General features: G+C 34.2%; 24 protein-coding genes. 21 read left to right on the top strand and 3 right to left on the bottom strand.

Annotated elements, in window-relative coordinates; genetic code table 11:
• Window positions 1-3: 3 nt before the first annotated feature.
• Window positions 4-909 (bottom strand): aldo/keto reductase, encoded by a 906-nt coding sequence (locus IEU51_RS01645; RefSeq protein WP_186087838.1) that lies wholly within the window; start codon window positions 907-909, stop codon window positions 4-6.
• Window positions 910-989: 80 nt separating this feature from the next.
• On the opposite strand from IEU51_RS01645, the gene IEU51_RS01640 reads away from it, so the two are divergent.
• From IEU51_RS01640 to deoB, 4 genes are read left to right on the top strand one after another with little or no spacing between them, the layout of a single operon-like run.
• The gene (locus tag IEU51_RS01640) at window positions 990-1,532 is read left to right on the top strand and encodes an NUDIX hydrolase (protein WP_408634869.1); all 543 of its coding nucleotides are present in this window, start codon (window positions 990-992) and stop codon (window positions 1,530-1,532) included.
• A gap of 51 nt (window positions 1,533-1,583) precedes the next feature.
• The gene (fur, locus tag IEU51_RS01635) at window positions 1,584-2,045 is read left to right on the top strand and encodes a ferric iron uptake transcriptional regulator (RefSeq protein WP_186087841.1); all 462 of its coding nucleotides are present in this window, start codon (window positions 1,584-1,586) and stop codon (window positions 2,043-2,045) included.
• Window positions 2,032-2,922, top strand: coding sequence for a site-specific tyrosine recombinase XerD (gene xerD / locus IEU51_RS01630; RefSeq protein WP_186087844.1), 891 nt, complete (start codon window positions 2,032-2,034; stop codon window positions 2,920-2,922). Before fur ends, xerD begins: the two co-directional genes overlap by 14 nt.
• 7 nt (window positions 2,923-2,929) lie before the next feature.
• A complete protein-coding gene (gene deoB / locus IEU51_RS01625) occupies window positions 2,930-4,102 on the top strand; it encodes a phosphopentomutase (protein ID WP_186087846.1) in 1,173 nt (390 codons plus the stop codon).
• A gap of 103 nt (window positions 4,103-4,205) precedes the next feature.
• Here deoB and IEU51_RS01620 read toward each other — a convergent pair whose 3' ends face one another.
• On the bottom strand, window positions 4,206-4,694 hold the full coding sequence (locus IEU51_RS01620; RefSeq protein ID WP_188349258.1) for a DUF309 domain-containing protein: 489 nt from the start codon (window positions 4,692-4,694) through the stop codon (window positions 4,206-4,208).
• Window positions 4,695-4,759: 65 nt separating this feature from the next.
• On the opposite strand from IEU51_RS01620, the gene IEU51_RS01615 reads away from it, so the two are divergent.
• The 9 genes from IEU51_RS01615 (at window position 4,760) to IEU51_RS01575 (ending at window position 13,208) form a co-directional block, all read left to right on the top strand.
• On the top strand, window positions 4,760-5,470 hold the full coding sequence (locus tag IEU51_RS01615; protein WP_186087865.1) for a segregation and condensation protein A: 711 nt from the start codon (window positions 4,760-4,762) through the stop codon (window positions 5,468-5,470).
• 2 nt (window positions 5,471-5,472) lie between these two features.
• Window positions 5,473-6,015: an SMC-Scp complex subunit ScpB gene (gene scpB / locus IEU51_RS01610; RefSeq protein ID WP_186087867.1), complete on the top strand. Its 543-nt coding sequence runs from the start codon at window positions 5,473-5,475 to the stop codon at window positions 6,013-6,015.
• Window positions 6,012-6,743 carry a pseudouridine synthase gene (locus IEU51_RS01605; RefSeq protein ID WP_186087869.1) on the top strand — a complete coding sequence of 244 codons (732 nt, stop codon included), beginning with the start codon at window positions 6,012-6,014 and terminating at the stop codon, window positions 6,741-6,743. Before scpB ends, IEU51_RS01605 begins: the two co-directional genes overlap by 4 nt.
• Window positions 6,744-6,824: 81 nt before the next feature.
• Window positions 6,825-7,358, top strand: a complete 534-nt coding sequence (locus IEU51_RS01600) for a redoxin domain-containing protein (protein ID WP_186087870.1) — start codon at window positions 6,825-6,827, stop codon at window positions 7,356-7,358.
• 12 nt (window positions 7,359-7,370) lie between these two features.
• Window positions 7,371-9,014, top strand: coding sequence for a cytochrome c biogenesis protein ResB (locus IEU51_RS01595; RefSeq protein WP_186087872.1), 1,644 nt, complete (start codon window positions 7,371-7,373; stop codon window positions 9,012-9,014).
• 5 nt (window positions 9,015-9,019) lie between these two features.
• Window positions 9,020-10,219, top strand: a complete 1,200-nt coding sequence (ccsB, locus tag IEU51_RS01590; protein ID WP_186087874.1) for a c-type cytochrome biogenesis protein CcsB — start codon at window positions 9,020-9,022, stop codon at window positions 10,217-10,219.
• Between the two features lie 13 nt (window positions 10,220-10,232).
• On the top strand, window positions 10,233-10,946 hold the full coding sequence (locus IEU51_RS01585; protein ID WP_186087876.1) for a response regulator transcription factor: 714 nt from the start codon (window positions 10,233-10,235) through the stop codon (window positions 10,944-10,946).
• Between the two features lie 131 nt (window positions 10,947-11,077).
• Entirely contained in the window at window positions 11,078-12,634 is a 1,557-nt protein-coding gene (locus tag IEU51_RS01580; RefSeq protein WP_188349257.1) for a HAMP domain-containing sensor histidine kinase, read from the top strand.
• Between the two features lies 1 nt (window position 12,635).
• Window positions 12,636-13,208 (top strand): ECF transporter S component, encoded by a 573-nt coding sequence (locus IEU51_RS01575; protein WP_186087880.1) that lies wholly within the window; start codon window positions 12,636-12,638, stop codon window positions 13,206-13,208.
• Window positions 13,209-13,222: 14 nt separating this feature from the next.
• Here IEU51_RS01575 and IEU51_RS01570 read toward each other — a convergent pair whose 3' ends face one another.
• A complete protein-coding gene (locus IEU51_RS01570; RefSeq protein ID WP_186088389.1) occupies window positions 13,223-13,447 on the bottom strand; it encodes a ferredoxin in 225 nt (74 codons plus the stop codon).
• A gap of 198 nt (window positions 13,448-13,645) precedes the next feature.
• On the opposite strand from IEU51_RS01570, the gene IEU51_RS01565 reads away from it, so the two are divergent.
• From IEU51_RS01565 to IEU51_RS01530, 8 genes are all read left to right on the top strand, one after another.
• On the top strand, window positions 13,646-14,734 hold the full coding sequence (locus IEU51_RS01565; RefSeq protein WP_186087882.1) for a LysM peptidoglycan-binding domain-containing protein: 1,089 nt from the start codon (window positions 13,646-13,648) through the stop codon (window positions 14,732-14,734).
• A 20-nt stretch (window positions 14,735-14,754) separates the two neighbouring features.
• Window positions 14,755-15,411: a (d)CMP kinase gene (gene cmk, locus IEU51_RS01560; RefSeq protein WP_186088390.1), complete on the top strand. Its 657-nt coding sequence runs from the start codon at window positions 14,755-14,757 to the stop codon at window positions 15,409-15,411.
• On the top strand, window positions 15,411-16,013 hold the full coding sequence (locus IEU51_RS01555) for a lysophospholipid acyltransferase family protein (protein ID WP_186087884.1): 603 nt from the start codon (window positions 15,411-15,413) through the stop codon (window positions 16,011-16,013). The genes cmk and IEU51_RS01555 overlap by 1 nt, the downstream gene beginning before the upstream one ends.
• Before the next feature lie 41 nt (window positions 16,014-16,054).
• Window positions 16,055-17,242 (top strand): 30S ribosomal protein S1, encoded by a 1,188-nt coding sequence (gene rpsA, locus IEU51_RS01550; protein ID WP_186087886.1) that lies wholly within the window; start codon window positions 16,055-16,057, stop codon window positions 17,240-17,242.
• A 95-nt stretch (window positions 17,243-17,337) separates the two neighbouring features.
• A complete protein-coding gene (gene der / locus IEU51_RS01545) occupies window positions 17,338-18,651 on the top strand; it encodes a ribosome biogenesis GTPase Der (RefSeq protein WP_186087888.1) in 1,314 nt (437 codons plus the stop codon).
• A 14-nt stretch (window positions 18,652-18,665) separates the two neighbouring features.
• Window positions 18,666-19,715: an NAD(P)H-dependent glycerol-3-phosphate dehydrogenase gene (locus tag IEU51_RS01540; protein WP_186087890.1), complete on the top strand. Its 1,050-nt coding sequence runs from the start codon at window positions 18,666-18,668 to the stop codon at window positions 19,713-19,715.
• A 5-nt stretch (window positions 19,716-19,720) separates the two neighbouring features.
• Window positions 19,721-19,927, top strand: a complete 207-nt coding sequence (locus IEU51_RS01535; protein WP_186087892.1) for a DUF2768 domain-containing protein — start codon at window positions 19,721-19,723, stop codon at window positions 19,925-19,927.
• A complete protein-coding gene (locus IEU51_RS01530; RefSeq protein ID WP_186087893.1) occupies window positions 19,920-20,639 on the top strand; it encodes a hypothetical protein in 720 nt (239 codons plus the stop codon). The genes IEU51_RS01535 and IEU51_RS01530 overlap by 8 nt, the downstream gene beginning before the upstream one ends.
• Window positions 20,640-20,738: the final 99 nt, after the last annotated feature.

Raw genomic sequence — 20,738 nt, 5'->3', positions numbered from 1 at the left:
TTTTTATTCTCTATGATTTTCATAGTATAGAGTTTTGATATTACCTCTGATTTCTTTAATTTCATCATTAGAAATACTTTCTGCATCTAGGTAATGGCCAATGTTTTGTTCGAGTTGTTTGGCTGAACTCACACCATTAAGTGTAACAACATTCATATAATCTAAATATTTAAATGCAATAGACTCTAAAGAATGATTATAATCTGTGAGCATCATGAGCATTTGTTTTAATTCATCATACGTATATCCATACGTACCTTTTTTGAACTTTTTCTCTAAGACATTTTCGTGTTTATTTGAGAGTAATCCTTGCATTAAACCGCCGCGAGCGAGAGTTACGATGTTTTCATCTAAAAATTCTTCACCTTGAGTCTTTAAAATACTCAGATCCGTCATTAAAGTTGCGATATTGGAATTTTCTTTGTAATAATCAATGACATTTTTCCTAATAGATGAAATACCGTAGCTCTTTATAATTCCTCTACGCTTTAGCTCTTCAAAAGTCGCGATTGTTTCGTCTATATTATCTTCTATTGTACCGCCATGTAATTGGTATAAATCAATAGATGGTATACCCAGTCTTAATTTAGAATCTATCGCTGCTCGATTAATGTAATCTCCACTTGGATTCCATCTAATCTTTTCTCTTAAAGCTGAATCAAATTCATTACCGACCTTTGTTCCGATTTTAATATCGAAGTGTTTCATGTAATCATGAAGCAGTGGTCCAACAGTCGCTTCATTTCTTCCGTACTGATAAAGATCTGCAGTATCAAAGAAATTGACACCAAATTCTAGTGCAAGTCTTAAAATATCATTGATTTCTTTTGTATTGCCTAAAGGCAAATTCATGCACCCTAAGCTGAATCTTGAAATAGATTGATTATCTTTTGTTATGATATATTTCACAAGAGACACCTTCCTGTTTTAAAATAGTTATATCGTACTATACCCAAATCACAACAAAATTATAATTGGAGGCAATTAAATTGCAAAAAAACAATTCGCATTTATTAGAAAAGACTGTAGGCCGCAAGTCGATTTACAAAGGTAAAATCATCGATGTTAATTTACTCGATGTTGTATTACCAAATGGCGAGGATGCGAAAAGAGAAGTTGTATATCATCAAGGTGCTGTCGGTGTAATCGCAATCTATGAAAATGAAATGTATTTTGTGAAGCAGTATAGGATTTCAGCTGAAGAGTGTTTAATTGAAGTACCTGCGGGAAAAATTGAACCTAATGATTCACCTGAAAAAACAGCATTGAAAGAATTGAAAGAAGAAACCGGACTGGTTGCAGAATCTGTATCTAAAATATATGAATTTTATGTATCACCTGGTTTTGCCAATGAAATCATACATTTGTTTGAAGCAAAAAATGTGCATCCGGAACAGCAAGAGTTAGATCCTGATGAATTTGTAGAAATAATTAAAGTGCCTTTAGATCAATTAGAAGAAAAATTAAAAGACAATTATTTTAAAGACGCGAAGACGATTGCAGCTGTTCAATATGTAATTTCTCACTACTAAATTACAATTTTTTCTAGTATACTAGAGTGGACATAATTTGGAGTGGTTTAGGTGGAAATAAAGATAAAGAACGTAAAAGAACAACTGCATAGTGCTGGATTTAAGTTGACACCTCAACGAGAAGTGACTTTAAAAATTTTACTCGAAAATAAAAACAGTCATTTAAGTGCAGAGGATGTTTTTCTGCGTGTTAAAGAAGAATATCCAGAAATAGGTTTAGCAACTGTTTATCGTACGCTTGAACTTTTATCTGACCTCCAAATTTTAGAGAAGATGAACTTTGGAGATGGTGTATCGAGATATGACTTCAGAAAAACTGGAACCAAGCATTTTAATCATCATTTAATTTGTGTGAAATGCGGTAAAGTTCAAGAGGTTGAAGATGATCTTCTCAGCGATGTTGAAAAAATCATTGAGCATGAATATGGCTTTATGGTTATGGATCATAGGCTCACTTTTCATGGTGTGTGTAGAGAATGTCAATTGAAAGAGGATACGAATGAAACAGACTGAAAATAATATTTTAGAGTATCGTTCATATCTCCAAATTGAAAAAGGACTCACACGGGCTTCAATTGATGCTTATATGCAAGATTTAAAACAATATCACGACTTTTTAGAACGAAAAAACTTAAGTCTTAGTGATGTAAAGCCAGAAGACTTAACGGGATTTTTAAAAGAAGAATCTCTGAGTGGTAAACAAACAAAATCGATTGCAAGACTACAATCGACTCTTAGAAATTTCCATCAATTTCTACAAAACAATCAGTATACAGTAGAAAATCCTGCACAGTTGCTGAGTAGAGTAAAAATTGAACAGTCACTACCTGACGTTCTGACTGTAGAAGAGATGGAAGCATTAATTACTTCTCCAGATGATACTATAGCAGGACAAAGAGATCATGCAATCATGGAACTATTATATGCATCTGGCGTTCGTGTAAGTGAATTAATCGATATCACGATTGATGATGTGAATATCGAGATGGGCTTTATTAACGTTATTGGTAAAGGGAACAAGCAGAGAATTATTCCAATTACAGATCGGTCTGCAGAAATTTTAGATAACTACATTAAAAATATCAGACTAAAATTCTTAAAGTCCGAGAATGTGTATACTTTATTTTTAACTCAAAGAGGTAAAGGGTTCACGCGTCAAGGTCTTTGGAAAATGATTAAAAAATATCAATTACAGAGTAATATCAAAAAGAATATTACCCCACATACATTCAGGCACTCATTCGCCACACATCTCATCGAAAATGGTGCAGATTTAAGAGCAGTACAAGAATTATTAGGTCATAGTGATATTTCTACAACTCAGATGTACACACACTTATCTGCTAAGAAGATTAGAGAGATGTATAAAAAATTTCACCCTAGGAAGTAGGTATATTATGTTTAAACGTATACATTTAATCGTATTAGATTCTGTAGGTATTGGAGAAGCACCTGATGCCGAAAAATTTAATGATAAAGGGACACATACTTTAAAACACACATTAAAATCAAAAACAGGTTCATTCAAAAATCTAGAGTCATTAGGGCTTGGTTGTATTGATAAGTTACCAAATATCGGTTGTACAACAGAACCAAAAGCGTTCTATACTAAAATGCAAGAGGTATCTCAAGGTAAAGATACAATGACTGGACACTGGGAAATTGCAGGTTTAAATATTAAAACAGCATTTAAAACATATCCGAATGGATTTCCTGATGAGTTAATCAATCAAATCAAAGAAAAAACTGGTAGAGGCATCGTATGTAACTTGCCAGCAAGTGGTACTGAAGTAATTGATGAATTTGGTGAGCATCAAATGGAAACAGGCGATTTAATCATCTATACTTCTAACGATCCAGTACTTCAAATTGCAGCGCATGAAGAGATTATTCCGGTTGAAGAGCTTTATGAAATCTGTGAAATGGTTCGAGAACTCACAATGGAAGATGAATTCCTGGTTGGCCGAGTTATCGCTCGACCATTTGTGGGACCAAAAAAGGGTGAGTTTAAGAGAACAGGAAATAGACACGACTATGCACTAAGCCCATTTAATGACACAGTTTTAAATGCACTTAAAAATGCTGATTTTGATACAATTTCTGTTGGTAAAATCTCTGATATTTTTAATGGTAGTGGAATCACTGAATCACTCCGTACGAAAAGCAACATGGATGGGGTAGATAAACTCCTAACAGTAATGAATAAAAAGTTCACTGGATTATCGTTTACAAACCTCGTTGATTTCGATGCTGAATATGGACATAGAAGAGATCCAGAAGGATACTTTGATGCATTAGTTGACTTCGACAACCGTTTACCTGAAATCATGGATGCATTACAAGAAGATGATTTATTAATCATCACCGCTGATCACGGAAACGATCCAACGCATACTGGAACAGACCACACACGTGAATATGTACCTTTACTCATTACTTCGAAAAAAGATTTGAAGTTTGGTAAAATAAATGAACGCTCAACATTTGCTGACATTGCCGCAACTATTGCTGACAACTTTAATGTTGACTATAAGACACATGGTAAAAGTTTCTTAGGAGAGATTCTTTAATGGACAAAAGGCATCAAAAAGCCGTGTTTTTGTTTATACTCGCATTTGCAATTACATGGGGCATCATTTATTGGTTAATCTTTGCATAAAAAAGCGCGACAGTTTAGTCGCGTTTTTTTCTGTTAAGTGCCTGTAATCTTTCTTCTATAACATCAGAACGGTCACGTAGTCTATGTCTATCGACAGTTTTTATATCCGTCACATGAATTGACTTTAGATACTTATCAAACTTAGCACTTGAGTCAAAGTCTGATGCTTCGAATAATGCATTGAAAACAGTATCTGTGATTGGATAGAGTAGAGGCTTAAATGGAATAACATCAATATCATCGATTCTTTGTTTGATTAAATCTATAAAAGACTCTTTTAGTCCAATTGAATTTAGATTAAATGAATGAGCTTGATATAAATTAAGAGCACGGATATATGAGCGTTTTGCTCCAACAGTATTCCCACGTCTATAGTGGTATTCGGCTGTCGCAACTAAAACGAGAAAGACTTCTTTATCAAACTTAGTAAAATTGTCTTTCATTTTCCATGCATCTTCCATGATTTCATGGCATTCAAAATAGTCTTGTTCTATAATTAACATATTATAAAACTGATGTAGAGGCGTATCACGCATTCGTTACACATCCTTAGGTTGAGGTCGTTTTAATGAAACAATATACTGTTGAACTTGATGTCTTTCAAGGTCCACTAGATTTATTATTACATTTAATTAAAGAGTTAGAAATTGATATAAACGATATTCAAATGAGTCTATTGACTGAGCAATATCTAAATTATATTCATAAAATGAAGGAATTCGAGTTAAATATCGCGAGCGAGTATCTCGTCATGGCAAGTGAACTCTTGCGCATCAAAAGTAAAATGCTACTCCCAGAACCAGTCATCGAAGAGGAGTATGAAGACCCGAGAGGTGAGCTTGTTTCACAACTATTAGAATACCAAAATTACAAATTTTACGCAGACAATCTGAAATCTATAAAAGAAACTGCTGATGAAAAATTCTTAAAGGCACCACATGTATTTGAAGAAAGAGATACAGATGAAACACTTGTTATTCATTTAAATGAGTTGCTAGAAGCTTATGAAAAATTAAAAATGAGAGTTCACGTAGAAGAAGACGTGCATGTTTACGTGGAAAAAGAGCCGTTTACAGATCAAGATGCGAGAAAATTTTTAGAAACAAAATTTAAGACTAAGAAAACATTAAGCATCACGGAACTTTTTCAGTTTAACGAACCAATAAATCAGGTGGTCCAGGTATTTATCACTTTACTTGACCTTGTTAGACTTAATAGATTCCGAATAGACATTCATTCACAAACAGACTTCTATATTAAAGAGATAAAGGAAAGCTAAACATGGAATTATCTAAGATAGATATTATCGAAGGGTTACTTTATATTGCTGGTGACTCAGGCTTACATGAAAAGACTTTAATTGAACATGTACCAATCACGAAAGAGCAATTAGAGAAGACGATTGAGACATATAATAAAAGTAACTTTGTTATTGACCAGCACGGTAGCATGTATTATTTAAAAACGACAAACGCAATGTCAAAATATATTGAACGTGTATTAGAAAGTGCACCAAAGAATAAGCTGTCAAATGCAGCGCTCGAAGTGCTCGCGATTATTGCGTATAACCAACCGGTTGCTCGTGGTATGATAGAAGAGTTGAGAGGAGTCTCACCTGACGGTCCACTAAACACATTGCTATCAAAAAACTTAATTGAACGTGTACACTTTGATGAAGACAGACGTACTTTCTTTAAAACGTCCCAACGATTCTTAGAAGTATTCGATTTAAAATCAATAGACGAACTACCAACAGCTGAAACAATAGAGGAACAAGAGCACATCGATCTATTTTTCAGTAACTTAGAAGGAGAGATGGAATGACACAAGTAAGATTAAATAAAAAGATTGCAGACGCAGGAATTACATCTAGACGTAAAGCAGAACAACTCATTTTAGATGGAAAAGTAAAATTGAACGGCAAAGTTGTAAAAGAACTTGCTACTTTCGTTGGAAATAAAGACAAAGTTGAAGTGAACGGTATTCAAATTGAAAATGAAGAACCAGTTTATATCCTCTACCATAAACCAACAGGAGAAATTTCAAGCGTTGAAGATGATAAAGACAGAAAGACTGTTGTAGACAACTTCAACAATTTAGGACTTAGAATCTATCCAGTTGGTCGTTTAGACTATGATACCTCAGGTATTTTACTCTTAACAAATGATGGAGATTTTACGAACTACATGACACATCCAAGATACGAAGTAACTAAGACATACCGTGTACGAGTAGATGGGCATTTGACAGAAAGACAACTTGCAGAGCTTGCAACAGGTGTGATGTTAGAAGACGGTAAAACTGCACCGGCAGAAGTTGAGGTCATCCGTGACGCAGAGAATAAAGATATGATTATCCAATTAAGCATTCATGAAGGTCGTAATAGACAAGTTAGGCGCATGATTGAATACTTTGGAAAAGAAGTTAAAAAACTAAAACGCATTGGCTTTGATTTTTTAACAATTGAAGGCGTACCAACTGGAGAATATCGCTTCTTAACACCAAATGAAGTTAAGAAATTAATTGGACATTCAAAGCAAGTGTCAAAATAGTTCATTTGTCATAAAGCCGTCAAAGTATGACGGCTTTCTTAATGCTATAATGGGAATATTAGAGTTTAAGGGGGATTTTGAGTGAAGAAAAGGACACGTAATATCATTCGTGTTTCAACAATTGTTGCAATTGTTGTTTTAACCGGAATTACGTTATGGTTTAACTTCACTAAAGATAATGCCACAACTAAAGTTGGGGATAAAGCAGTTGATTTTAAATTAAAATCACTAGAAGGTGAAGAGTTTCAACTACATGAAGTAACAAAAGATAAAGGAGTTATTATCAACTTTTGGGGTACTTGGTGTAAACCATGTCGAGAAGAGATGCCTGATTTAAACAGAGCGCAGGTGGATCATAACGATGATGATGTGATAATCATTACAGTGAACGTCTCAGAAAAACCTCAACAAATTGAGCAATTCTTACGTGGACTTGGAGAGGATATGAGCTTAACGATGTTACTAGATCCAAATAGAAGCGTGACAAAAGCATATAACATTGGACCTCTTCCAACGACAATTGCAATCGATAAAAACAATAAAATCGTGAAAAAACAAGAATACCAGTTATCAAAACAAGATATTGAATCATTTATAGAAGCTGTACAAGAGTAGGATGTGTGAAATTTGGAACTAAAAGAAATTAAGTGTCCACATTGTGGACACGTCAATCCACCTGGTACACAACTCTGTCAATCATGTGGACTGATGATCAATGAAGATTATGATAAAAATAAAATTAAAGACGTCATGCGCTATGACGGAAGTGCAGTACGTTCAAAAGTAAAGTCACAATCCATTTTTGATAAAATTTGGATATTCTTTACATCGATTAGAAATGGTGTCATCATCATTGCATTAATCGCTATTGCTGCATCAATCGGGACGATTCTTCCACAGCAATATTTTATTCCAATTGGTGTAGATCCAGAAACATACTATTCAGATAACTACGGTACGTTTGGTTTAATCTATTACAAGTTCGGTTTTCATAATCTGTACTCATCATGGTGGTTTGTACTACTAAATGCGATGCTTGCGCTATCTATTATTGCTGCATCTGTTGACCGTGGTGTGCCGCTTTATAAGTCATTGAAAAACCAGCGTGCAAAGAAACACCCGTCGTTCTTCAAGAGACAACGCATCACTTTAAATAGTGAAACAGCAGACTCAGAAGATGTCAACAAAATCATTGATGGACTTAAATCTAAGCGATACAAACTCACTGAAGAAGGTCCACACTTACTTTTCGAAAAAGGAAGACTGTCTAGATGGGGTCCATACATTAACCACACTGGGTTAATTATTATACTTATTGGTAGTATGTTAAGATTCTTTCCAGGTATGTACATTGATGAAATTCTATATGTACCAGAAGGAGAAACTGTAGAAGTACCGACTACAGACAATAAGTATTACATTAAAAACGAAAAATTCATTTTAGATACTTATGAGAAAGACAGTGGTTCGGTATTTGATAAATCACTTGCTATGCAAGGTGATTTAGCGAGTAACTACCAAACAAATATTACTTTCTATGAAAACTTATCGTCTGACGTTGTTGGAAGTGAGCCAGACTTAAAAGAAATCGATACAGATGAAATACGTGTGAACCATCCGTTTAAGTTTGAAAACTATGATATTTACCAATCTAGTTTTGATAATAGCTCTATGAAATCAATGACGTTTAAACTTGTTGATAAGAATGACAAACAAGTCGGTGAGGAGTTCACTGTTGATTTAAAAGATCCTGAAAGCACTTATGAAATTGATGAACAAACAAATATTGAATTAAGAGCATATGCACCAGACTTCCAAGAAATTGGAGAACGTGGTGAATTAATCTCACAATCACCAGTTGCTAGAAATCCAGCGTTTGTATTTCAAGTAAACAATGATTCTTTAACAACACCTGAAATTTCACTGTTACAGATTCAAAATACTGATGAAATCACACCAAATAATGAATACAAAGTTAAGTTTGTTTCAATGGAAAATCAGATTGCAACAGTACTTACACTTAAAAAAGACTTAACAATGCACTTAATTGCTGTTGGTTTTATCATCTTTTTAATTGGAGTATTTATTGGATCTTATATTAATCATAGACGTATTTGGATAAACAAAGAAAATGGACTGTCACTTGCAGCTCATACAAATAAAAACTATTACGGACTTAAGAAAGAGTTAAACTCTGTATTGAATGAGAATGGTTTTGATTTTGTGAATGATAAAGATGAAGCAGAGCATGATGACAGAATGAAAGGATAATTCTAATGCAACATACTTTTTTACAAATCAGTAACACCTCAATATTTATTGCATTTATTTTATTACTGATTGCTTTAGTGCCACTTGCACTGAGCATTCGTTCTAAACATGAAGAACGCAACTCAAAAATTGCAGTTGGAATTGTAATCGTCGCATTTATATTAGAGCTTGTTTACTTTGCATTTAGATGGGCTGCAACAGGACACGCGCCTGTATCAAACTTATTTGAATTTATTGCAATGTTCTCTATCATGCTAATTGCAGGTTACTTAATCACATATGTATATTATAAAACAAAGGTTTTTGGGCTATTTGCTATCCCCATTTCATTAATTTTACTCGGTTATGGAAGCATCTTCTCAACAGATGTGGCACCGTTAATACCAGCTTTACAGAGTAATTGGTTATTCATCCACGTAACCACAGTTACTTTGTCTTACGGTATTCTTTCAATGAGTGCCGTGGCTGGGTTTATCTACTTATTAAAAATTATACCTGCAGATGAAAAATCATTACGTGCACGTATGCTTGAATTTTTAATGTGGAATATAGTTGTAGTCTTCGCATTCATTATTTCAATTAGTGTAATGCGTGGTATTGGATACCAAAATGACTTCCTTTATGTAGATCAAACAGGTAACAATGCAATTGCAGAATATCACTTACCAAGCTTGATTAACTACAATGATGCGCAAGCTGTAAATCACTTAGGTGACAATCAATATGAAGCCGCAGATCACTTTAATTTAGGTATTAGCTTACCACCAATTATAAAAGCGCATAGTCTTAACACAGTTGTTTGGTCAATAATTTTAGGTACTGTACTATACGGTATTCTAAGACTCGGGTTTAGAAGAAGACTCTATACAGTGGTTAAGCCACTTGCAAAGAGTGCAGACTTAAACCTTATGGATGATATAGGATATCGTTCAGTAATCATTGGCTATCCATTATTCGCACTTGGTGGTTTATTCTTCGCCGCTATTTGGGCTCAAGAAGCGTGGAGTAGATTCTGGGGTTGGGACCCTAAAGAAACATGGGCATTTATTACATTTATGTTCTATACGATTTTCCTTCACTTAAGATTAAATATAGGATATGAAGGAGAAAAGTCTGCATGGCTTGCTGTAATTGGTTTCTTAATTATATTATTCAATATGATTGCGATTAACCTAATTGTTGCTGGTCTCCATTCATACGCATAAGGAGGGAATTCATTTGAGTAAACAAAGAATTTTAGTTGTAGATGACGAGGAAAGAATTCGTAAGCTCGTTGTTCTATACCTTGAAACTGATATGTTTGAAATTGTTGAAGCTGACAACGGAGATACTGCATTAGAACTCGCATTAAACGAATCGTTTGATTTAATCATCTTAGATATTATGATGCCAGGTCTAGATGGTATTGAAGTGACTAAACAAATTCGTGAGCACAAGTCGACACCAATCATCCTACTTACTGCAAAAGGTGAGGAAGCCGATGTACTAGATGGTTTTGAATCTGGTGCAGATGATTATGTAATTAAACCATTTAGTCCTAGAGAAGTGTTGCAACGAGCAAAAGCAATTTTAAAACGTTCTAGTGAAACAGCGTATTTAAAATTTGATTCTAAGAATCGAGATATTATTGTATATGAGCACATAGAAATTGATAATGACGCACATAAAGTAACAGCGAATGGAGAGCTCGTAAATCTTACACCAAAAGAATATGATTTACTCCTGTTCTTAGCAACGAGTCCTGAAAAAGTATTCGATAGAAAAGAACTGTTAAAAGAAGTGTGGAACTATGAATTCTACGGTGATTTAAGAACTGTAGATACTCATATTAAGAGACTGCGAGAAAAATTAAATGATGTATCACCCGAAGCAAGTCAAATGATCCAGACTGTTTGGGGAATTGGGTATAAGTTCGAGGAAAACCCAGAATGAGAGCATTCAATAGTATTGTAGTAAAACTGTGGTTGACTATTATCATAATAGTAACTGCAGTTTTACTTATATTATCTATCACTTTGAGCTACTATTTTAAGAATTACGCGCTTAATAATACAGAAAACCAATTGCAACGAGATCTATCAAGGATTGAATCTGATATACTTTTAAATCACTCTACAGATATCGATGATAAGCTTATTAACATAGAAGACAACTTGATGATTTATAAGAATGGAGAGTTTATTTCTACAGATTCAGACGTTGATCAACTCATCTATCAAACGATTATTGAGTCAGATAATGCAGAATCACGTTTTATTGTTACCGATGCACGAAACAAAAAATATATGGTCAATATTCTGGATATGTCGAACTATTTTGATGATAATACGGCAATCATTAAATACAGTGACCTCACACCAACCTATGATTCTATAAAATATATTACTCTGATCATTTCATTAAGTGCGTTCTTTATCTTTTTAATAACAACGTTTTTTGCATTCTTGTTAATTAAAAGAATTACGGAACCACTTATTCAGCTGAAGAATGGGGCATTCAATATTGCTAAGGGTAATTATGCGACTCTTGAGGTCAAGAGTTTTGATGAAATCGGAGAGTTAACTCTCGCATTCAACAAAATGAACGAAGATATTAAAAACAGTATCAGTAATTTAAAGCACGAACAAAAACTTAGAGAACACATTTTTTCATCGATTTCAGATGGCATTGTATTCTATAATCGAGATTTAGAAGCGATCTATAAAAATACTGAAGGTGAAAGATGGCTAGAAGAAATTGTACAAGATAAAGTACTCGTGAATAAAATAAATGATGAAATTATTAACTGTTTATATCATCAGAATGATTCGTCGTTTACTTATGAAATAAATGAGAGTTATTTAGAAATCGGCTTTAAGAATGTCGCCTATACGAACGTTAATTACGGTGTGACATTAACGATCAGAGATATTACAAATGAAATTAAGCATGAACAACTGAGACATGAGTTCATTTCAAGTGTGTCACATGAACTTAAAACACCAATGGTCATGTTGAGAGGTTATTCAGAGGCACTTCTTGATGGTATTGTAACTGACGAAAAAGATGTTCGTGAAATGATTTCAATCATTAAAGACGAGTCTGACCGCATGAACAATTTGGTAAATGAACTTATTTCTGTGTCTAGGTTAGAAAGTGGACAAAGTCCATTTAATATCTTGGAAAATGATATTACTTTGCTGATTAAAGACATTGCACAGAAATTTAGATTTGAGTTTAAAAAGAATCAAATTCACTTTGAGTATAATTCCGAAATCAATCAATGTATAATTCCGTTCGATTATGATAAACTTAATCAAGTATTTACGAACTTAATTGATAATGCAATTAGATATACTGAACCTGATGATAAAATTTCAATTGTATTAAAAGAAAATGATCGACATTTGATCATTGAAGTTAGCGATACAGGAAAAGGAATTAAGGCTTCATCACTTGGTCGTATATTTGAAAGATTCTATAAAGAAGATAAAGCACGAACAAGAGGAAAACAAGGGACTGGCCTTGGACTCAGCATTGTTAAAAGTATTATCAATGGACATGGTGGAGATATCACGGTCGATAGTGTTATTGGTCAAGGTACAACTTTTACTATAATACTCAACAAGGACGGAAAATAGAATGAAACATTTTAGCACTAAAAACATCATAATTATCGGTATCTTATCAGCATTATCATTTATTTTAATGTTGATCAATGTTCCGTTACCATTTTTCCCACCTTTTTTAAAGATTGATATTGCAGATATTCCTGCGTTTATTGGTTTTATCTTATTCGGTGGGGGCGTCGGATTTTTAATAATTATTTTAAAAATCGTTTTATACTCAATTATTGCAGCGAGTGAACCAATCGGACCACTTGGAAATTTAATCGCTTCTATCAGTTATTTATTACCGATGTATTTAATTTATCGTAAAGCTAAAACGACCAAATCATTGCTTACAGGCATACTCGTAGGTACGCTTGTATTAACTATTGTTTTATCATTACTTAATTATTTTGTATTACTACCACTCTACGGAATGATTATTGACCAACGAGATATCGTTGAGAATTTAAAGACATTAATTACAGTTGGTATTATTCCTTTTAACATTGTAAAAGGATTACTTGTAGGAGTAGTTATTTATCTTGTACATCTAAAAATTATACCAGTATTAAAAAATGTTACAGAAAAAAATACACGCTTATAATAAGCGTGTATTTTTTATTCAAATTTCAGAGCGTCGCCATCAAATGGCTCGTCTGCTACTTTAATTGAGTCCGTTGGGCAACCGTCAAATGCGTCTTCCATGTCTTCTAGAAGATCTTCTGGTACTTCTGCCGTACCTTGGTTATCATCCAGTATTACATAAGCAATACCGTCATCATCATAGTCATATATATCAGGAGCAGCTGCACCGCAAGCTCCGCATGCGATACACGTGTCCATATCAACAATTGTGTATTTACCTGACAATTCGTTCACCTCTCAACAATTATGCCTAATATTATTTTAAGAGTAAATACCAAATATTTCAATATAAAACGGGTACAATCATGAATAGTCAGTCATTTGACTGATAGTACTTTTAAATTATGCATAGAAATATTATAATTATGATTAATACCGAGTATAGGAGCATGTGCTATGAAAGATGATTTTTATAAAGATATGGAGCACACTAGACGAGAGAAAAAGAATGAAGCTTCAAATCGTCGCAGACGACGCACAAAAGTTGATCCTGAACTCAGCAGAAGTGCAAAGTATAAAGAAGATGATAAGAAGCAAAATAATTCTTCGAAAAAAGCTAGTGTGAAAAATACTTCAACTACTAACAAAAATAAACAAACAACTAAGAATAATAAAAACAATACACATAATCAAAAAACACAGAAATCTAAAAATGAACAAAATGATACAAAGAAAAAATTAGCTGCTGGTGTAACTTTAACTGGACTTGCCACAGGAGCTAAGAAATCTATCCTTACTGCTAGAGATAAGTACAGTAAACAGCTTGATTCAGAGTTAGGTGAATCTAAAGATAAACTTAAAGGCCTGAAAAGTACCATGCTTACAGGCTTACGATCTGATAAAAATAAGCGTAAGTTAAGAGGATTATTACTCTTGATTCTTATTCCAATCACGTTACTATTTGCATTTATGATTGTGAGTAACTTCTGGCCAGAAGCCGAGGACTATACAGCAGATAATTCTGGTCAAGAAACAGAACAAGTCGATAACTCAGATAAAAGAGAAATCAATAAAGAATTCGAACAGAAAAAAGCAGAATTAGAAAAAGAGTTTGCTGCACGTGATAAAGAAAGCTCTGATAAGTCTTCAGATAGTTCTAATGACAAGCAATCAGCGGCTAGAGAATACTCGGATTCTGAAAAAGAATCTATGAAATCAGAAGCAGATAAAGCAATTGAAGAAAAAAAATCACAAAATAGTTCTACAAACTCGTCTGAATCTAATTCAGAAGCTACATCAACAGAAGACACAGATACTTCATCTGAATCAGAAAGTGATGAAACTGAGTCTGAATCAGAAAGTGACTCTGAAACTGACAAAGATGAAGCGACTGCTGTACATGTTGTAAACGGTAAGGATAATTTATACCGTATTGCAATTCAGTACTACGGAAGTGGTTCTGAAGAGAATGTACAAAAAATCAGAGACGCTAATGGTATTTCAGGTAATGAAATTAGCGTTGGACAAGAACTCATTATCCCTTAATTAAAAAGATTGGAAGTTGAATTTACATGATAAACATTGCAATTGACGGTCCTGCAGCAGCGGGCAAAAGCACAATCGCAAAAAGAGTTGCAACAAACTTAGGTTATAAATATTTAGACACAGGTGCAATGTACCGTGCAATTACACTTTTCTTTCATGAAAATAGTGATACAGATTTAAATAAACTGGCTGAACTGATCGATATCGAATTTTCACAAGAAGGCAAACTGTTTCTAAATGATAAAGATGTAACAGATAAAATTCGTGAAAGTCATATTACAAAGAATGTTTCTCAAGTAGCAAGTCTAAGAGAAGTCAGAGAATTTTTAGTTGATTTACAAAGAAAAATCGCATCGAAAAAAGGATATGTATTAGACGGCAGAGATATCGGTTCAGTCGTACTTCCTGATGCAGAACTTAAAGTATTTATGACAGCAAGTCCTGAAGTACGTGCAAAGAGACGTTTGATTGAAGAACACTCAAGAGGCAACATGATTGAATTATCTACATTGATTGATGAAATTATTGAAAGAGATACGAGTGATATGACACGTGACATATCACCGCTCATTCAAGCTGATGATGCTGTACTTGTATCTACAGATGAACTCTCAATCGATGAAGTGACGAATGAAATTGTAGAACTCGCTAACAAGAAAGTTATAGGTGAAAAATAATGTTATACAGCACAGTAAAATTTATCGTAAAAATATTTTATAAACTAAGATTTAAAATTAATGTTGTTGGTGAAAATAATATACCGAAAGATGGTCCCGTGTTACTTACAAGTAACCATTCATCTTTGTATGATCCACCTCTTGTTGCGATATTCTCAAATAGAGAAATGTCATTTTTTGCGAAATCCGAACTTTTCAAATATCCAGTATTTGGACAACTCATTAGAAGGCTAAATGCGATCCCAGTAAATAGAGGTAAAGGTGACCGAGCTGCACTAAAAACTTCTGTAGATGCTGTTAAAGACGGTAGAATGCTTCTCATCTTCCCTGAAGGTGGTAGAAACTTAACAGGTAAATTAAAACCTCTTCAAGAAGGTGCAAGCTTTATTGCAATGAAGAGTAGAGCAAAAATAGTTCCGGTTGCAATCAAGGGTTCATACAACAGAAAAGAAGGTATTACCTTAGTATACGGTAAACCGATTGATGTAGATGCGTTAGTAGAAGAAGGTAAAAAACGTAAGGAAATTACAGAAATATTAGAAAATCGCTTAAAAAATATGCTAAAAACACCCGTTATCCTTGACAAAAGAGACAAAATATAAGAACTTTATAATATTAACGGTTTTATATTGGAGGCTATCACATGACTAACGAAGAACACTTAGAAGAAAATTTAGAAGTTAATGTAACTTCTGAAGAAACACAGAACGAAAAGTACAGTGAAGGTGACACAGTTTCAGGAAAAGTATCTAAAATCGAAGAAAAATTTGTAGAAGTAACGCTCGAAGACGGTGTCATTGGTATTGTTCCAATCAGCCAACTGACTTCAAAGCGTATCGAAACTACAGATGAAGCAGCAACACTTGATCAAGATGTTACTGCAAAAGTAATTAAAGTCGAAGATAATACGACACTTATATTATCAATTCGTCAATACGACAATGAAGCTGCATACAAAGCGCTTGAATCACAAAAAGACAATGATGAAACAATCAGTGCAACAGTGATTGAAGTTGTTCCTGCAGGACTCGTTGTAGACGTTGGTGTTAGAGGATTCATTCCAGCATCACTAATTTCAACAGAATATGTTGAAAACTTAAGTCAGTTTGATGGACAAACTTTAGAAGTTAAAATTGAAGATGTTGATGAAGAAAACAACAGAGTGATCCTAAATAGACGTAAATTAGAAGAAAAAAGCCAACACGAAGAACGTCTAAAAGTTCTTGAAGATCTACAAGTTGGAGACATCGTTAAAGGTGAAGTTGTTCGTACGACTAACTTCGGTGCATTCATTAATGTTAACGGTGTAGATGGGTTAGCTCATATCTCTGAATTAAGCTACGAAAGAGTAGAAAATGTTGAAGATGCTGTTACAATCGGTGAAACTGTAGACGTTAAAGTTCTAAACGTTGATCCTGAGTCAGAAAGAATCTCTCTTTCAGTTAAACAAGCTGGCGAAAGTCCATTCCAAAAATTCTTTAACGAACATCAAGTTGGTGATTCAGTTAAAGGAACAGTAAAACGCTTAGTTGACTTCGGTGCATTTGTAGAAGTAGCTGCTGGTGTAGAAGGATTTGTACACGTGTCAGAGATTTCACATGACCATGTTGGCCATCCTGAAGACGAACTTAAACCTGAACAAGAAATAGATGTTAAAATTATCGGATTTGATCCTGATAAAGAGAAAACATCATTATCAATCAAGGCACTTACAGAAAAGCCAAAAAATGATAACAAAAATAAGAATACAACAGTGTACACTGATTCTGACGAAGAATCATTAACACTCGGTGATATTCTTGGCGACAAACTAAAAAAATTAGATCTATAATTTTACTTTAGAGCGATGCAAATCGCTCTTTATTTTTTTGTTCAGTTAATTTAACAATAAAATATGGTAAAATATTATTGAAATGAGGGAAATATATGAACATGCCTACAGTTGCAGTTGTTGGTAGACCAAACGTTGGTAAATCAACTCTGTTTAACCGTATTATTGGTGAAAGAAAATCAATTGTAGAAGATACACCAGGCGTAACCAGAGATAGAATTTACGCGACTGGAGAATGGTTAGGTAAGGAATTCCATATCATCGATACAGGTGGTATAGAAATTAAAGATGAGCCGTTCCAAAAACAAATTGCAATGCAAGCTGAGATTGCAATTGATGAAGCAGATATTATTGTCATGGTTGTCAACGGTCGTGAAGGTGTTACAGAAGATGACACTCACGTCGCTCGTATTTTACAACGTGCAAAAAAACCAATTGTATTAATGGTAAATAAAATTGATAACTTTGAAATGAGAAACGACATCTATGAGTTCTATTCACTCGGAATCGGAGATCCATTCCCTGTGTCTGGTTCACACGGACTAGGCTTAGGAGACGTATTAGACGAAGTCATTTCTCATTTCGATAACTTAAATATTGAAGAAGAGACTGATGATTCTATTCATGTGTCACTTATCGGAAGACCAAACGTGGGTAAATCTAGCTTGATTAACGCAATCATTGGTGAAGAGCGTGTAATCGTGTCTGATGTTGCAGGTACCACTCGCGACGCAATTGACACGAAGCACACAGTGGACGGTGTAGACTATACTTTTGTTGATACTGCTGGTATCAGAAAACGTGGTAAAGTATATGAATCTACAGAAAAATATTCTGTACTTCGCGCAAATGTAGCAATTGAGCGCAGTGATGTCTGTATCTTAGTTTTAAATGGAGAAGAAGGCATCCGTGAACAGGATAAGAGAATCGCAGGTATCGCACACGAAGCAGGGCGTGCAATGGTTATTGTCGTAAATAAATGGGATGCAGTAGAGAAAGATGAACGTACGATGAAAGAATTCGAAGAAGAAATTCGTAAAGAGTTCTTATTCTTAGACTACGCACCAATTACTTTTGTTTCTGCTAAAACAACTCGAAGAGTACAAACAATCTACCCATTAATCAATCTTGTAGACGAATCACATAAACGTCGTGTTCAATCAAGTACACTAAATGAAGTGTTAGTAGATAGTATCTTAATGAATCCAACTCCAAGAGATAAAACAGGTAAAAAACTAAATATTTTCTATGGTACACAAGTAAGTGTTGCACCACCAACATTCGTCATGTTTGTAAACGACACAGAGCTCATGCACTTTAGTTATAAGAGATATTTAGAAAATAGGTTAAGACAAGCGTTTGATTTTACTGGTACACCAATCCATATCATAACGCGTCAAAGAAACTAGAATAGAGGGATTATATGAAGATTTCAATGATTGGTACCGGAAGCTTCGGGACAAGTTTGGCAATGGTATTAGACTCAAACGGTCACGATGTTTTAATGTATGGTCGTAATAAAAATACCGTTAATGAAATCAATCAGGAACATTCAAATAAAAACTATTTAAAAGATATAGAGTTAAAAGACTCAATAAAAGCAACAAATGATCTTGAAGAAGCCGTTGACCACGGTGAAATGCTCGTACTTGCTGTTCCAGTAAAAGCTATGAGAAGTATGGCAAAAACACTTAACGAGATGCTTACTAAACAGAATAAGAAGGTCTTAATTTGTCATGTAGCAAAAGGGTTAGAACTAGGTACTCATAAACGTGTATCAGAAGTTCTCCAAGAAGAATTTGATGAAAACAACTACACAGATATTGCTGTACTAAGTGGTCCTAGCCATGCTGAAGAAGTTTCTTTAATGTTGCCGACAACAGTAAGTGCAGCATCAGTAAATGAATCTGGCCGAAAAATTGTTCAAGATACATTCATTACCAAGCATTTTAGAGTGTATGAGAACAAAGACTTAATCGGAGTAGAAGTAGGTGGCGCACTAAAAAACATCATTGCAATCGCAATTGGTATTTTAGACGGCCTTGGTTTTGGAGACAATACAAAATCAGCTGTAATTACAAGAGGTCTGCATGAAATTGCTAGACTTGGTACTAAGATGGGCGCAGATCCACTAACATTTATGGGACTGACAGGTGTCGGTGACTTAATCGTTACAGCAATGAGTGAACACTCACGTAACTTTAGATGTGGTAAAATGCTCGCAAGTGGTCAATCTCTAGATGATATCATTGAAAATATGGGTATGGTCGTTGAAGGTGTTAATACAACTAAAGCCGCATATGAACTTTCTAATCAATTTGAGATTGATATGCCAATTACGAACGTATTATATCTCTATCTATTTGAAGGACTTTCTGAAGATGAAGCATTCTTTAGTCTAATGATGAGAGAAAAAACATCTGAAACAGATGGATTAATTAAACTTATGAAAAATAGAGTAGATTCGGAGTAAATTAAATGTTTGATATTTCAAGAATGGATTTAATGTGGGTTTCATTTTATTCTATGGGGGCTATGGCGCTTGCTGCCGTTTTAATCTTCCTTGCTAGATATAAAATCCCGTATCGATTTTTAAGTATTATCGTTTCAATTATTGCATGGGTACTACTTATTTTTAGTTTTATAACTATGATTTTAGTCTTAGGTGGTAGTAGTCATGGATAAGTTATTTAAATCATTAATTGTAATGTGTGCTGTATTCATGCTGTCTGGCTGTCTTTATCCACAAAGCGAAAGAGCGAAAAATGATGCGCCTAAAGAAGATCAAGTTTTAATTGTTCAAAATGCTGTCGACACGTTTCAAGAATCAAACGATGGGATATTACCGATAAAAACCCTGTCTGACCAACGTGAGTATTTAGAGCATCAAATTGACTTCGGTAGATTAGCTCTATATCTCTCTGAAATACCAACAACTGCATATGAAAACGGTGGTTATTATCAGTATGTCATCATCGATGCTGAAGAAGATCCAAAAGTTAAAGTTGCAGATTTAAGGATTACAGAAGAAGTAAGAAGTTTAACAACGCGTCTTAATATACTTGGTGATAATGTTAAACTCGGAGAAATGATAGGTCCAAACGTATATCAACTTGACCTGGATGCATATCACTTGAAAGATAATCCAACTGTAGAGAGTCCGTTTACAGGAAGAGATTTAAACGTATTTTATAACGGCGGCCGTGAGTTCATTATTGATTACCGAGAGGACGCACAAAAAATCATCGATGATAATGATTTAAAGTATAAAACAGGTGAGGATGTACGCTCTGTATTCTATGAATATACTGAAGTCGTACCACTTTATAGTCCTGAGCTTACGGTTGATGATAATAACAAAGTCATTTTTATGACGAGTAAACATAAGGAAAAATAAAGTATGTTTTTTGTTTTAAACAGTGAAAACCATTGAAGTGATAGGCTTCATATGGTAAAGTACAAACATAATGATTATTTCATTATACAGATAATAGGA

It is taken from the genome of Phocicoccus schoeneichii (assembly GCF_014635565.1).
Taxonomy (GTDB): Bacteria; Bacillota; Bacilli; order Staphylococcales; family Salinicoccaceae; genus Phocicoccus; species Phocicoccus schoeneichii.
Note: the sequence above shows the minus strand (reverse complement) of the source record. Positions and strands in the feature narration are given on the sequence as shown.